Genomic DNA, 14,909 nt, shown 5'->3' on the forward strand with positions numbered 1-14,909 from the left:
TGAGGTTCCACTGGTGCCCTCCAGGCAGCAGGGGACCGGCGCGTCATCTCGAAGCCCGGCCAGGCCCTGCCGCCGCCCACGGGCACCGCGGCCAGGCCCAGTAGTCCATGAGGTTCCACCGGCGCCCTCCAGGCAGCAGGGGCTTCGTGTCCTGCTGGAGTGTTCGGCCAGGCTTTGCTGCCGCCCACGGGCACCGCAGTCTGGGCGAGCAGTATGTACGGCCAGGCATGTTCCGCGTTTTAGCTTGTTCCTAAGTGGTGTTACACCACTTAGCGGGGCATTACACCAGCTCGGAGGTGGTGTAATGCCCCCTAACTGGTGTAATCCTCCTTAACTGGTGTAACGCTCCCTATCTGGTGCAGTGTCGTGCAGGTGCCGTTGGGGCTCGCGGATAGGAAACGGTTATGTGGATAGGTTATGAAGATACGGATAGGTTACGACGATGCGGATACCTTAATTACCTATCCGCGTGCGCATAACCTATCCGCATGCGAGCAACCTATCCGCGTGAGGCGCGCTCGACCCGCTGGAGCTCTGGGTTGGGCCGGGACGCATGCGGCTGGTTGCCGAGACGTAATCTCCACGTCGTGGCCAGGTGCCCCGCGGGATTATCTAACGTGCCCTGTTCCTGCAAGCTGTGCACGCCCGCGAACACCTGCCTGCGATGGCCCGCTCTCAGCCGATCAGCGTCGACTGGTGGTGCACCATGACCAGACGAGCCTCGCCAGAGGTTGCCGGTGCCCACACGCTGGATTCCAGCGACGCGCCGCCCTCCCAACGCACCCGGTAGCGGGTCAGGAACGATCCGCCCAGGTCGTGAGCGTCAATGCGGCCGATGGACGGCGAGGCAGGAGAGGGCCCCGCCAGCGTCGTCGTCGCGCCGCCGCCCGGCCAGATGCGCGTTGTGCGCCCATCCGTCATGGACGCCAGCGCCTCCTCGTCGCCGCCGGTCCACGCCAGGATGAACTCGCGCTCGCGGGCAACCGCATTCTCCGTGGTTATCGCGAGCTCACTCACCGACGAGGCCGGGGCCGCCTCCGCAGGTTCACTCGGCTCAGCAGAAGCAGAGAAAACGCTGGGATGAGAACGGAACGTCGACGTAGTGGCTTCGTCGGTGGCGCCGTGTGAAGCGGACGTTGGCGTCGATGCGGTCGTGGTTTCCCCATGTTTGCTCGGGCGTGCGGGCGCTGCGGCAGCCTTGTCGGCCTCGGCGTGACGCTTTCCGGCAGGTGTGCTCGCGCCGGACTCCACAGCATCGTGCGGCTCGGCGGCCACGGACGCAGCGGCAGCACCCCCGTGCGCCCGATCCGCAGACCCGCGCGACCCGCGCGACCTGCGGACACCGCCCCCAAACCCTGGCCCCGGCTCGGGCGTGCGCCCGGCCTGGTAGGCCTCGGCGCACCTTCGCGCGAGGTCGTCGGCGCGCTCGTTCATGTGGTGCCCGGCGTGGCCTTTGACCCATTCGAAGGTGACGCGGCGTCCTTCCATGGCGCGGTCGATCTCTTGGATCAGCTCCAGGTTCTTGATGGGTTTCTTGTCGGCCTTCGTCCAGCCGCGCTTTTTCCAGCCGAGTCGCCACTTGGACACGACGTTGATCGCGTACTGCGAGTCGGCGAGGATGTGCAGTTCTTCGCCGGTCTGGGCCGTGGCCTGAAGCAGGCGCAGGATGGCGGTCAGCTCACCCAGGTTGTTGGTGCCTTTCGGCCAGCCGCCCGCGTCCCACGTGTCCTCGTCCACGTACCAGGCCCACCCCGCGGGCCCGGGATTGCCGAGGGAAGAACCGTCTGCCGCCGCCGTAATCGTCATGCCCTCATCCTATCGGCATCGCACGTGCCTGATCGGAAGAGGGACGAGGCCGGGGCCGAGCAGGGTCGGTGCCCTACACTCTGGGGTGGGCGTGGCCGCGCCCGCTGCCGCGACGAGAGGGACAACGGGCATGGGGGATCGCCTGGGCGAGCAGCGCCAGACGGGCGCCGATGGGAAAGCACACGGTGGTCCGACGAGGCCGAGGCGCGCCCGCCGATGGGCGCTCCTCGTCGTCGTGCTCTCGGTTGCTGTGCTCGCGTGGAGCTGCGTATTTCATGGGGGTGTGACCCGAAGGCCCGTCAGTTTTCTGACGACGAGCGATGCTGTGATCGCGCTGCGGATCGGGCGCGGATGGACGACGGTGGCCCAGGATGAACCGTACTATGACGGCTGGATCGTGCTCCTCGACGCCCAGGGGCGAGGCCAGGTGGCGTCCGTTGACGAGGTGGTCGACGGGGACGTGCTCTGGAGTGATCGTGGTGTCTTTTTTGGTTCGTCGAGCCATGACTACGTGACGACGGACAACGGAACACAGCAGGTTGCGCGCAGATATGTGCGTGATGAGGATGTTCAGCGCTACGAGCTTTCCGGCGGAACACTCGCCGTCGTGAAAGAGGAAGGTGCGGGGTATCGGGTTGACTCCGTGCGCTCCGATGGAACCACGTCGAGTGTCGACAATGCAGGCGTGCGCGGGGACGTCGGCCAGTGTGGGTCGCGGATCTTGGCGATCACGGACACCGTGCGTTCCGAGAGTATTAGGTCAGCAGCTTTCGAGGCTTACGCTGCCCAGTCGGATGGCAGCGTTCCGGAGGCTCTGATGGTGGTCGTTCAGCTCACTGACCATGATGGCGACACTCCTCCAGTTCTCGCGGTCGCGCCGATGATCGACGGCTTGTCGTCGCGACAGCGCATGTTCGACTGCGAGGGGGACGTGATCACGATGCCGAGCGTGCGGGAGGACGAGGCCAGTGCCTCGTTTAGCGGTACGGAGAGCGAGCGGAGAGGCCTGGTTCTTCAGCGGTGGGACCTGTCTGCGGGGCAGCGCACGATTGCTCCCGTGGTTGACGAGGCTGGAAACCCTATCGATCTGGATGAAGGTCAGGGTGTCTCTGACTACGTGGCGATCCGCGTGGGCAACGAGTACAGGTTCGTGTCGTGGGGTGGAGATGCTTTCGCCGTCGACCCGGCGAGCGGCCAGGGGCGTTACTTGTTCTCGTTGGATGCGCCGACGTATGGGCCGGATGGCTACCTGGCGACGTTCCAGGTGAGTGAGAGCGGTGTCTACGCGCTCAAGGACCGCCGCGCTGACCGCGTCGTGACGCTCTCGTACAGGCCGTGGGAAGGCGGGCAGTGGCGCGACATCTTCACGACACAGGATCTAGCGTGGTACCTCAGGGAGGGTGTTGTGACGGGTGCACTGGACATTCAGTCCTTTGCGCTGCGCCCGGGCTGGGACGGCGGCGCGCAGTAACGCTGTCTGTCTGTCCGGGGTTCGCGCCCGGTTGGGACGTAACTCGATGGGACGAGGCCGGGGTTACGCCTCGTGGTCGGTGTGGCGGATGTGGTTGGATGGGGTGTCATAGTTGCGCATGTAGCGTGCGCCGGGCTGCTTGTCAGATATGGCAAATCGTTGAAATGTAGCCATAGAATTCTGTACACTTATTTCGTGGTGCTGATTGCATCGTTCGTTTCAATGATGAGATTGGATGAGAATCATGAGCTACAAATCGAGATTTTTTGCGATGGTGGCCGCTGCTTTGCTGGTTGTGTCCCTCCCGTCTGCTGGGTATGCCGCTGGGCAGACTGAGGAGGAGCTTGCACGTCAGATCCAGGCATATGTACCGGGTGTGGGCGTCGATGACATCCTCGCAGGTGCGCGCGAGTGGTCGGCTGAGTCGGGACAGGATGTGCGTACTGTGCTTGAAGATGCTCTGGAACAGGCTCGTGACAATCAGGCCGTTCAACGCCGGTCGGGGATTTCAGAGCGCGGGTCAGGTGTTCGGGATACTGAGCTGCGTAAGTCGGACTACAAAGGTGACGTATTCTATGAGCCTGTGTGGCCAGCTGGGCACGTAGGTATTTTTGGTGGGAATGACTGGATTGTCGAAGCGCCCGGTGTTGGCCAGGTGTCGCATTGGAAATGGGTGTGGGATAAAAGGGTCCTCTCGGGGACGCGGTATTTTTATTACCACGTGTCGCAGGCGACTCAGGATGCGGCTGCTGACTACGCCTATAATAACCTTCTTGAGCGTCCCTATAACATTAATTTTGCTGTGAATAAAGGAATGAATCCTCATCGATTGAATTGTTCGCAGCTGGTCTGGTTTGCTTATGTGAGGACGACGGGGACTGATATTGATGGTAATGGCGGTATGGGAGTTTATCCCAGGGATCTTACTGTCGGGTCATTACCCTATAATTACAAGACTATTTGGTAAATTGCTAATGGTGAGAAATGCGGTGACATGCATGGTGATCGCTCTTGCTGCGTTACTTTGTGTGTCGTGTTCGGCAGGTGGGGATATTCGTGTTGTCTCGATTGAGCAGGTCAGTCCGGGCGAAGCGAACATCGTCGTGCGCATCAGCAATGGAGACTCGGCAGATAAGACGGGTTATCGCATGCGTGAAGGTTATATCGCCTTCTTGCATGATGATGGGACGGGAATTGTCGGCACCGCAGGTGCCATGGAGGGGGCATCTGTTCTCTGGTCGCTCCGCGGCGTCACATACGGGACCGAGACCTATGAGTACCTCACGACAGATGAGGGGACAACGCGTTTCACGCGTGAAACATCGAAACCATACGAGCTGCAGCGCTACGAGTTTCCGAACGAAGATGTGGGGGCGCTCTTTGTCCTTCAAGGACAACAAACCGTCGACGTATTAGGCGCCGGGGGGACGCTGACATCGGTAGCTAACGCCGGTATTTTTCAGAATAACGGGCAGTGTGGGTCTCGTATCGTGTCGATCACCGATACGAAGCTGGCTCCGCCTGTTGCATCAGCGGCTTTTGAGGCGTATTCGGCGCAGTCGAATGACGGTGAAGTACCGGAAAATATGGCGGTCGTTGTTCAGCTTACGGATCATGACGGTGATGTACCGCCGGTTCTTGCGGTCGCACCGATGATCGATGGGCTGACGTCGGGACAGAACATGTTCTCATGTGAGGGCGATGTGGTGACGATGCCGAGTTTCCAGGCGACCTACCCCAACGCTTCGCGTGATAACGGACTCGATGCGAATGTGGGAACGATGGTTCTTCAGCGGTGGGACCTATCCACGGGCCAGCGCACGATCATTCCCGTAGTCGATGCGGAGGGAGGTGCCATAGAGCTGAATGAAGAGCGCACGATCCATCTGTATGAGGGGATCCAGGTGGGTAATGAGTACAGGTTCATCAGTGCAAACGGTGACGCTTTCGCGGTCGACGTGACCAGTGGGCAGGGACGTTACCTGTTTTCTATTCCCTCGCGGAGCCGTGACCATTCGACGGTGTTCCAGGTGACTGAGACCGGTGTGTATGCACTTGAGGATCGCGGCGATGATCGTGTCGTCACCCTGTTCTACAGGCCATGGGACGGAGGAGAGCAGAGGGAGCTGTTCGCGACATCAGACCTCGGCCGCTACCTCAAGGGGACGGCTCTCACGGGGCAGATGGACATTCAGTCCTTTGCGCTGCGCCCCGGCTGGGACGGCGGCGCGCAGCAGTAACGCGGCGCAGCGCTGTAACGCAGCGAGGTAACACAGCGCACGCTTGCGCCGTATCGTGCGTGGCGGCACCGTGCGTAGCGCGACAGTGGGGGCGGTCTTCCAACGAAGACCGCCCCCACCTGCGTGTGCCGTTAACAGGCGCCGACCACTCGCGAGCTGCATCAACCGCTCGTCAGCGGCCCATGCCGTTACACCGTGACGCCCACCTGGCCCAGCGCGAAGGCGAACTCCTCGCAGCGCGCCGCCCACCGGCCCTCGCGCCCGGAGGGGCCGGCGTGCCCGGCGACCATCTCGGTGCGCAGGATGATCGGACGCTCGCGCGGGTTGCGCGCGGGAACGGACCCGGCCCCGGCCTCGTCCGTGGAGGGCACCTGGCCGGTGGCCTCGCGCAGGCGCTGCACCCACTTGGTGGGCTCGACGAACTCGACGCGCGTGTCGTTGACCGAGGTCGTCGCCATGATCGCGGGCAGGAGCACGCCATCGGGCACGTTCTCGTACGGCGTGTAGCGGCTCATCGCGTCGAACACGGCGCGCGAGGTGAGCGGATTGCCCCACTCCTCCCACTCGCCGACGGTGAGCGGCAGGGTCGGGTCCAGGATCGTGGTGAGCGCGTCCACGAAGGGCACGCCCGCCAGGATCGCGCGGAAGCGGTCGGGGGCGGCGTTGGTGACCGCGCCCATGAGCAGGCCTCCGGCGCTGCGGCCCTCCGCGACCAGGCGGCCGGGTGCCACCCACCCGGAGTCGACCAGCCAGTCGGCCACGTCGATGAAGTCCGTGAACGTGTGTTCCTTGACCAGCTCCTTGCCGTCCTCGTACCAGGCGCGGCCCATCTCGCCGCCGCCGCGCACGTGCGCGATCACGTAGACGGTGCGGCGCAGGATCGGCAGGCGCAGGGTCTCGAACTCGGGGTCGTAGCTGACCTCGTACGAGCCGTACCCGATCTGCCAGCCCGCGTGCGTGCCGTCCGGGCGCGCGTCGCGGTGGTGGATGAGGGTGACGGGGATGCGGGTCGCGCCATCGCGCGCGAGCACCCACACGCGCTCCTCGACGAACTCGGCGGGGTCCCAACCGGGCGCCTCGCGGGTGCGCAGGGTGCGCACGCCAAGGGCCGCGATCTCGCTTGTGTCTTCGGGGGACGAGGCCTGGGCCGGGTTCGGCAGAGAAACCTCGGCGACCGTGGGCGGCACGGTCTGCGATTGGAACTCTACGCGCAGCGGATCGGTCCAGGGGGTCGGCACGGTCGTGATCGTGCGTACCGGGGCGTCCACCTCGACGCGCCGCCACGTGGGCTTTTCCTCGCGGCGGTCCCACACGTCGATCTGCGTGAGCGAACCCGAACGCAGGGAGAGGGCCACGTAGTCCGCGTGGGCCTCGACGTCGGTGATGCGCTCGCCGGGTCCGGGGCTGCGCAGCGGCTCCCACGACTCGAAGGGGGTGAGGGGCGTGGGCTCATCCTCCGGCAGGGGAGTGCCGGGCGTGCGATCCGCCAGCGCCTGGCGGCTGTACGCGGGGGAGGACGTCATGCCCAACTGTGCCAATGCCTCGGGCGAACCCCCTGAGGGCAGCATCGCCTGCGCGAGCGAGCCCTCCTGCGTCAGCCCCGTATGCACGATGAACAGGCGCTCCCCCGCCGAATCCGCCGTCACCAGCGTGCGGGGGCGCACCGACATGAGTGGCAGCGGGCGCACGGAGGGGTGGGCGGGCAGCCACAGCCACGCGCGGCCCGCCGTCGACGACGAGGAATGGATGACGACGTGCCCCGGGAAACCCGAGGGCGCGAACCCCATCTCGAAGCCCTCGTCCGGCTCGACCAGCAGCAGCTCGTCGGCCTCGCGAGGCGTGCCCACGCGGTGCAGCCACACGTCGCACGCGCGCCACGCGTCGTCCACGCCCATGTAGATAAAGGAAGCGGAATCATCCGCCCACGCGAAGCCGTACCCGGCGTCCACCACGGCCTCGTCGATGACGCGCCCCGACGCCTCCTGCACGACCCACGTGTAGCGCTCATCCCCGCTCGTGTCCCGCGCCCACGCGATCAGGCGCCCATCCGGGGACGGGTACAGGTCCGCCAGGCGGAAAAACTCATGCCCGCGCGCCCACTCGTTCTCATCGACGAGGAGCTCCTCGCCCCGCGCGGGCACGCCCGGAGAGGGGACGAGCGGGACCAGCACCCCGGCCTCGTCGCGCTCGATCGGCGCACGGTGATGCGTCGCGTAGGACTGGCCCTCCGCGAAACGCCGGAAATACCAGAACTCGCCCTCGCGGATCGGAACCGTCACGTCGGTGAGCGCCGTGGAGGCCTTGACCTCCTCCACGAGGCGCGCGGCCGCCTCGCGCGTCGGCTCGGTCACCGCGTCCGCCCACGCGTTCTCCGCCTCCAGGTGCACGCGGACCTCGGGGTTATCGCCGTCGCGCAACCAATCCCACGGGTCATCAAAATGCTGTCCGAACTGGTCACGCACCCGATACCCATAACGTTTCGGGGCAACCGGGGGAGTGTTTGGCGAGGCCTGGGGTGCCTCTCGCGGGATCGTCTCAGTCATGGGGACCATCTTAGAGGCGACGACCTTCGGGGCGGTGGCGTGGCGATGCCGACATACTGAACCGACGGTAGAAGCGCATGCGCGGGCATGCGACACTAGGGGAGTGAACGACGAACAACGCCCGCGCGGATCCGCTGCCGCGCTCGAACCCGCGGCCCCTGCGCTCGAATCCGTGGCGCTCTCGGACCCGCCCGCGTCTCGTCCCCAGCCCGGCACTCCAGGACACGTGAACGAGGGGGCCGCCCCGGCCTCGTCCCTCACCCAGCGCGCCCTGGCCTGGACGCGCGAATTCATCCAATTCGGACTCGTCGGAGCGACCGCGTTCATCGTCGACATGGGGCTGTTCAACCTCCTCCAACACGGGCCGCTCGGCGTCCTCGCCGGCCACCCCAACGCCGCGCAATTCATCGCAGCCGCGACCGCCACGCTCTACTCGTGGATCGCCAACCGCCTGTGGACCTACCGCGGTCGCACCCAAGACAACGCCACCCGCGAAGCCATCCTCTTCTTCGTCGCCAACATCTGCGGCATCGCCATCTCACAGTTCTGCCTGCTGTTCACGCACGACATCCTGGGACTCACCTCGGCGCTGGCCGACAACATCGCCGTCTACGTCGTCGGATTTGTGCTCGGCACCGCATTCCGATTCTTCTTTTATCACTACGTGGTCTTCACCGGACGTACGCGCGCGTAGGTTTGACGCCCGGCGGTAGGGTCGAAACGTGAAGGAAACGGCAGAACACTATCCGACCCCCGAAGAATCCATCGCCACGATGGTGACTATCGATGACACCGCCCTCGTGTTCGAAGGCGGCGGCATGCGCAACGCCTACACGGCCGCGCTCGTGAGCCGACTCATCGCCGAAGGTATCAACTTCCCCCATATTTCCGGTGTATCCGCTGGATCCAGTCACCTGTGCAACTTCACCTCCCGCGACGCGATCCGCTCCCACGCGACCTTCGTCGACCTCGTCGAAGATCCCGAATTCGGTGGCCTCAAGCACTTCCGTAAAGGACACGGCTACTTTAACGCCGAGTACATCTACCAGCAGATCTGCTACCCCGACGGTGTCCTGCCCTTCAACATGGACACCTTCCTGGCAAACCCGGCGACCACGCGCGTCGCCACCTTCAATGCCTCGCGCGGTGAAGAACGCTGGTTTTCCAAGGAGGAAATGAGCACGCTGGACGCGCTCGGCCCCATCGTCCGGGCCTCCTCCACGCTGCCGATCCTCATGCCACCCGTCGAAATCGACGGCGACACCTACGTCGATGGCGCGCTCGGCCCCAACGGTGGGCTCCCCTTCGATCAGCCGCTGCGCGAAGGCTACCGCAAGCTCCTCGTCGTCCTCACGCGCCCCCGCGACTACGTCAAGGCCCCCATGCCAGCCAGCGTCGGCGCGCTCCTGCGCACCGCATACCGCCAGTTCCCGTCCGTTTTTGAAGGCGTGGCGCAACGCCCCGACCGCTACAACGCTGGGCGTAAGTTCCTCTTCGAACTTGAGGAACGAGGCCAGGCCTACGTGTTCGCGCCCGACAACCTGTGGATCAATAACACCGAGTCTCGGCGCGAACGCCTGGAAGCCACCTACCGTGCTGGCCTGGTCCAGGCCGTGCGCGAAATGCCCACGATCAAGGCGTTCCTGGGGCTGTAGGGGTTTCGGGATTCCCCGTGGCGCGTGCCCCGCGCAGCTTTCCGCGGTATTTCAAGCATTCGATCGAGATAGTGCCCAACCCCTACATCTAGGGGCGCTTATTTGCCAACGACCCCTAGATGTGGGGGCGCGACACGCCCAAGACCCCTCTCGTTGATGGTGATGCGTAACACGATTCATGTGGTCGGAGGCGGGTTATGCACAGCATGGTGACGACCCTGTCCACAGTGCGCACAGGGTGCAGGGGCCTCTGGAGGACTCTCGTTTTACCTGCTTGGTGAGGCGAAAACCCACGTGTTTGCGCGCATCTGCGAGGGCCTTCATCAGGGGCGCGTCAAGCGTGTGATCAAGGGGTGTGATCCTGAGTGCCCGCTCTGTCCACAGGTGTGCGCCCCTCATCCACAGTCGAGGCGGTGCACACAACATCTAGGGGTCGGTTGCGAGGATGGCCCCAAGGTGTAGTGTTGTGGTGTTCGCGGCGAACGAGCCGCCAGAGAGTCAATTAGGTAAGCAACGTCCGGCCCCAAGCCGCAAGGAGACACGAACATGTCGATCACCGTCTACTCCAAGCCCCGCTGCCCGCAGTGCGACGCGACCTACCGCGCCCTCGACAAGCAGGGCATCTCCTACGAGAAGATCGACGTCACCCAGGACGCAGAATCCCTCGCCTTCATCAAGGGTCTCGGCTACCAGCAGGCCCCCGTCGTCGTAGCCGGCGAGGATCACTGGTCCGGCTTCCGCCCCGACCGCATCAAGGCCATCGCCGCCGCAGCCCTGGCGATGTCGGCCTGAGGCGCGTCGACAAGCCCCGGCCACTCGGCCGGGGCTTTCGCATGTCCGGGTAGGGACGAGGCCGGGGGCAACCCCGCGCAAACGCGCAGATACGGGTCGCGCGGTGAGGAATGCGACAAGCCATGTGACCAGGGGAAATGCCTGACCAGTGCGGCTAGCACACCTGCCCCATCCGGGCGCGCTCACGAGGCCCGCTACTGCGTCAATGATCCCACAAGGGGACACGCCCCCACGTCACCGCGCCCAGGCCTCGTCAGTGAGACACTAGAAGCTCACCGTCCCGACAAGTCGGAAGGAACACCATGGGCATCGTCGTCTACTTCTCGTCGGCGACGGGCAACACCCGCCGTTTTGTTGAAAAGCTTGGCCTCCCGGCCGCGCGGATCCCGTTGCGCCCCAAGGATGAGCCGCTTCGCGTGCGCGAGGAGTACGTGCTGATCGTGCCGACCTACGGGGGCGGCAATATTAAGGGTGCGGTTCCTAAGCAGGTCATCAAGTTCCTCAACAATCCCGAGAATCGTGCCCTGTGTAGGGGCGTTATCTCGTCGGGTAATACCAACTTCGGCAAGGCCTACTGCATCGCGGGCGATATCATCGCGGCCAAGCTGGGGGTTCCCCACATGTATAAGTTCGAGCTCCTTGGCACGCCTGAGGATGTCTCCAGAGTTCGCGAAGGACTGGAACAGTTTTGGCAGAAAACTACACCGACACAGGCGTAGAGGAAGCTCTCTCCCCGGAGCTGGACTACCACGCGCTGAACGCGCAGCTTAACCTGTACGACGCGGACGGACGCATCCAGTTTGACGCGGATCGTAAGGCCGCTCGCCAGTACTTCCTCCAGCATGTCAACCAGAACACGGTGTTCTTCCATGACCTGGAGGAGAAACTGAAGTACCTGGTGGATGAGGGCTACTACGAGCAGCACGTCCTGGATCAGTACGACTTCGCGGATATTAAGGCGCTGTATAAGCAGGCCTACGCCCACAAGTTCCGCTTCCCGACGTTCCTGGGCGCGTTCAAGTACTACACGTCGTACACGCTCAAGACCTTCGACGGGAAGCGCTACCTGGAGCGCTTTGAGGATCGCGTCGCCATGGTGTCTCTGTACCTGGCGCGCGGCGACATTGAGCTGGCTCGCAGCTTCGTTGACGAGATCATGACGGGCCGCTTCCAGCCGGCCACCCCGACCTTCCTCAACGCCGGTAAGGCGGCGCGCGGCGAGCTGGTGTCCTGCTTCCTCCTGCGCATCGAGGACAATATGGAGTCGATCGCGCGCGGCATCAACTCTGCGTTGCAGCTGTCCAAGCGCGGCGGCGGTGTCGCCCTGCAGCTGACGAACCTGCGTGAGTCGGGCGCCCCGATTAAGAAGATTCAGAACCAGTCCAGCGGCGTCGTGCCCGTCATGAAGCTGCTCGAGGACTCCTTCTCCTACGCGAACCAGCTGGGCGCGCGTCAGGGCGCGGGTGCCGTGTACCTGCACGCGCACCACCCGGACATCATGCAGTTCCTGGACACCAAGCGTGAGAACGCGGACGAGAAGGTCCGTATCAAGACGCTGTCCCTGGGCGTCGTCATCCCGGACATCACGTTCGAGCTGGCACGCAAGAACGAGGACATGTACCTGTTCAGCCCCTACGACGTGGAGCGCGTGTACGGCGTGCCCTTCTCCGAGATCTCGGTGACGGAGAAGTACCACGAGATGGTGGACGACGGCCGCATCCACAAGCGCAAGATCAACGCGCGTCGTTTCTTCCAGACGATCGCGGAGATCCAGTTCGAGTCCGGTTATCCCTACATTGTCTTCGAGGACACGGTGAACAAGGCGAACCCGATCAAGGGCCGCATCACCATGTCGAACCTGTGCTCGGAGATCCTGCAGGTGTCCGAGGCCTCGACCTACAACGATGACCTGTCGTACTCGCACGTCGGCAAGGACATCTCCTGCAACCTGGGTTCGCTCAACATCGCGAAGACCATGGATTCCCCGGACTTTTCCAAGACGATTGAGATGGCGATCCGCGGCCTGACGGCCGTGTCGGACCTGTCGGACATCGGCTCGGTGCCGTCGATTGCGCGCGGCAACGCGATGAGTCACGCGATCGGCCTGGGCCAGATGAACCTGCACGGGTACCTGGCGCGCGAGCACGTGCACTACGGGTCCGAGGAGGCGCTGGACTTCACGAACATGTACTTCATGACGGTCCTGTTCGAGGCCATCAAGGCCTCGTGCACAATCGCGCGCGAGCGCGGTGAGCGCTTCGAGGGCTTCGAGGACTCCGCGTACGCGTCGGGCGAGTTCTTCCGCAAGTACATTGACGAGGAGTGGGCACCCGCCACGGACAAGTGCCGCGAGCTGCTCGCCGCCTCGTCCATCAAGGTCCCGACCCAGGCGGACTGGGAGGCCCTGGCTGCCGACGTCGCCACGTACGGCATGTACAACCAGAACCTACAGGCGGTTCCGCCGACGGGTTCTATCTCGTACATCAACAACTCGACGTCGTCGATCCACCCGATCGTGTCCCGCGTGGAGATCCGCAAGGAAGGCAAGATCGGCCGCGTCTACTACCCGGCACCGTACATGACGAACGAGAACCTGGAGTACTACCGGGACGCGTACGAGATCGGCCCGGAGAAGATCATCGACACCTACGCGGTGGCCACCCAGCACGTGGATCAGGGCCTGTCGCTCACGTTGTTCTACCCGGACACGGTGACGACGCGTGACCTGAACAAGTCCTACATTTACGCGTGGAGGAAGGGCATCAAGACCCTGTACTACATGCGCCTGCGCCAGATGGCCCTGGAGGGCACGGCGGTTGAGGGCTGCGTGTCCTGCATGCTGTGATGCTTCGTTGAGTGGCGCGGGGGTCGGGAAACCGGTCCCCGCGCCGTTTTCTGCGCGCGGACGAGGCCGTGGCGGGGCTTCGTGGTCGCGGCAAACTGGGTGCGCTGTGGGTGTGGGACGAGGCCAAGTAGCGTGCGTGGGACGAGGCCGTGGCGGGGCCGAGCATGAGGGCTGAGCCAGCCCAGGCCTCGCCGCTGTGCATTTGGCGCGTTAGGATCAGTCGAGCATCTGCCGGACAACGATTGTGGAGTGACGCATGAGTGATCCCATCAACCCCTACCCGCAGCAGGCACCTTACGGCCAGGGGGATGCGGGCTACGGGCCCGGCTACGGGCCGCAGGGTTTCCCCGGCTACCAGGCTTCGCCTTTCGCGGTGCAGCGCGCCCAGTCGAACGCGTCGACGGTCCGCACCTTGTCCTTCCTGAGTTTTCTGTTCGGCGGCCTCATGCTGTCGGGCGCGATGTGGATCTGGTCCGACAAGCTGATCGAGGAAGCCCGACTCGCGGGCGTGCCGATGCCCCTGATGAACGAACTCGCGAGCGCCCGATCAGCCGCCAAGATGTGCTCGATCATTCATCTTGTGGTCCTCGGCGTTGCCCTGGTGGTCCTCATTGCCATCGTGGCGGTGTGGGGATTCTTGTTGGTGTCGATCTCGCGCTGATGAGCGTTACGCCACGCGGCTCCCGAGGTCTGTCCCCGGAACAAGAGTAGCAGCGGGGGCGGAGCGATCAGTGATTCCCAGTGGGTATCTGGGTCCGCCTACAGTGCCGACAGCGGTCTGCGATACCATGAGCCGTAGATTCATGAGAGACAGTCACTGGGAGTAATGGATGAGCGATCCCGAGAATATCTTTGCGCAGCAGGTGTCCGACGACTACATGGCCCTCGAACGGCAAGGGAAGAGCGACCAGCAGGGTCCCTATAGCCAGCAGGAAGCGTATGGTCAGGCGGGATACGGTCAGCAGGTCGCGTATGGTCAGCAGGGTCCTTACGGTCAGGCAGGATACGGCCAGCAGGGTCCTTACGGTCAGGCAGGATACGGCCAGCAGGGCCCCTACGGCCAGGCAGGATACGGCCAGCAGGTCGCGTATGCTCAGGCGGGATACGGTGAGCAGGGTCCCTACGGCCAGGCGGGATACGGCCAGCCCGTGTATGGTCAGCCCCTGTATGCGTCGCCAGCCAACTACGAGTACGAATCGATTCGCTCCAGCGCAATGATCGTCATGTGCATGGCCGGCATGAGCTTCTTCCTTGCCCCGATTATTCTGTCTGTTCCCGCCTGGGTGTGGGGGCACTCGCTTGTCTCAAAGGCACGGTCGATTGGGGCCCCACAGGACGTTGTGGACCGTGCGCGCGCGGGCTGGCTCGTCGCGATGATCATTTCGATCCTGCAAATTAGCGGCTTCGTCTTGTTCATTGTGATCTTTTGGATGGCCCTTGCGTCGCAATCATGACCTCGTGCGGGCGGGTCCAGGAATGTTCCTGGACCCGCCCGTTTTGTTCCTCAGGTGTCTGCGATAGGATGCAGCAGCGATCTGAAGGCAACCACATCTGGAG

12 protein-coding genes are annotated in these 14,909 nt (G+C 63.9%); 10 read left to right on the forward strand and 2 right to left on the reverse strand.

Going from position 1 to position 14,909, the window contains the following annotated elements:
- Window positions 1–675 precede the first annotated feature (675 nt).
- Window positions 676–1,806: a ribonuclease H gene (locus O3932_RS06470; protein WP_371537087.1), complete on the reverse strand. Its 1,131-nt coding sequence runs from the start codon at window positions 1,804–1,806 to the stop codon at window positions 676–678.
- A gap of 130 nt (window positions 1,807–1,936) precedes the next feature.
- Here O3932_RS06470 and O3932_RS06475 point away from each other — a divergent pair, with 130 nt between their 5' ends.
- The 3 genes from O3932_RS06475 to O3932_RS06485 all read left to right on the forward strand — a co-directional run bounded on the left by O3932_RS06475 (window position 1,937) and on the right by O3932_RS06485 (window position 5,517).
- Window positions 1,937–3,277: a hypothetical protein gene (locus tag O3932_RS06475; RefSeq protein WP_371537090.1), complete on the forward strand. Its 1,341-nt coding sequence runs from the start codon at window positions 1,937–1,939 to the stop codon at window positions 3,275–3,277.
- Window positions 3,278–3,521: 244 nt separating this feature from the next.
- Window positions 3,522–4,244 carry a hypothetical protein gene (locus tag O3932_RS06480; protein ID WP_156791842.1) on the forward strand — a complete coding sequence of 241 codons (723 nt, stop codon included), beginning with the start codon at window positions 3,522–3,524 and terminating at the stop codon, window positions 4,242–4,244.
- 31 nt (window positions 4,245–4,275) lie between these two features.
- The gene (locus O3932_RS06485) at window positions 4,276–5,517 is read left to right on the forward strand and encodes a hypothetical protein (protein WP_371537093.1); all 1,242 of its coding nucleotides are present in this window, start codon (window positions 4,276–4,278) and stop codon (window positions 5,515–5,517) included.
- A gap of 188 nt (window positions 5,518–5,705) precedes the next feature.
- On the opposite strand, the gene O3932_RS06490 is transcribed toward O3932_RS06485, so the two are convergent.
- On the reverse strand, window positions 5,706–8,069 hold the full coding sequence (locus O3932_RS06490; protein ID WP_371537096.1) for a S9 family peptidase: 2,364 nt from the start codon (window positions 8,067–8,069) through the stop codon (window positions 5,706–5,708).
- A 94-nt stretch (window positions 8,070–8,163) separates the two neighbouring features.
- Here O3932_RS06490 and O3932_RS06495 point away from each other — a divergent pair, with 94 nt between their 5' ends.
- The 7 genes from O3932_RS06495 to O3932_RS06525 all read left to right on the forward strand — a co-directional run bounded on the left by O3932_RS06495 (window position 8,164) and on the right by O3932_RS06525 (window position 14,806).
- Window positions 8,164–8,754: a GtrA family protein gene (locus O3932_RS06495; protein ID WP_371537099.1), complete on the forward strand. Its 591-nt coding sequence runs from the start codon at window positions 8,164–8,166 to the stop codon at window positions 8,752–8,754.
- 28 nt (window positions 8,755–8,782) lie between these two features.
- Window positions 8,783–9,715 (forward strand): patatin family protein, encoded by a 933-nt coding sequence (locus tag O3932_RS06500; RefSeq protein WP_371537102.1) that lies wholly within the window; start codon window positions 8,783–8,785, stop codon window positions 9,713–9,715.
- A gap of 546 nt (window positions 9,716–10,261) precedes the next feature.
- Window positions 10,262–10,507 (forward strand): glutaredoxin-like protein NrdH, encoded by a 246-nt coding sequence (gene nrdH / locus O3932_RS06505; protein ID WP_009648163.1) that lies wholly within the window; start codon window positions 10,262–10,264, stop codon window positions 10,505–10,507.
- A gap of 302 nt (window positions 10,508–10,809) precedes the next feature.
- Entirely contained in the window at window positions 10,810–11,226 is a 417-nt protein-coding gene (gene nrdI / locus O3932_RS06510; RefSeq protein WP_009648158.1) for a class Ib ribonucleoside-diphosphate reductase assembly flavoprotein NrdI, read from the forward strand.
- On the forward strand, window positions 11,196–13,352 hold the full coding sequence (gene nrdE / locus O3932_RS06515) for a class 1b ribonucleoside-diphosphate reductase subunit alpha (RefSeq protein ID WP_009648156.1): 2,157 nt from the start codon (window positions 11,196–11,198) through the stop codon (window positions 13,350–13,352). The genes nrdI and nrdE overlap by 31 nt, the downstream gene beginning before the upstream one ends.
- Window positions 13,353–13,608: 256 nt before the next feature.
- On the forward strand, window positions 13,609–14,013 hold the full coding sequence (locus O3932_RS06520) for a hypothetical protein (RefSeq protein ID WP_371537105.1): 405 nt from the start codon (window positions 13,609–13,611) through the stop codon (window positions 14,011–14,013).
- A 169-nt stretch (window positions 14,014–14,182) separates the two neighbouring features.
- On the forward strand, window positions 14,183–14,806 hold the full coding sequence (locus O3932_RS06525; protein WP_371537107.1) for a hypothetical protein: 624 nt from the start codon (window positions 14,183–14,185) through the stop codon (window positions 14,804–14,806).
- Window positions 14,807–14,909: the final 103 nt, after the last annotated feature.

It is taken from the genome of Pauljensenia sp. 20925_1_25 (assembly GCF_041433955.1).
Taxonomy (GTDB): domain Bacteria; phylum Actinomycetota; class Actinomycetes; order Actinomycetales; family Actinomycetaceae; genus Pauljensenia.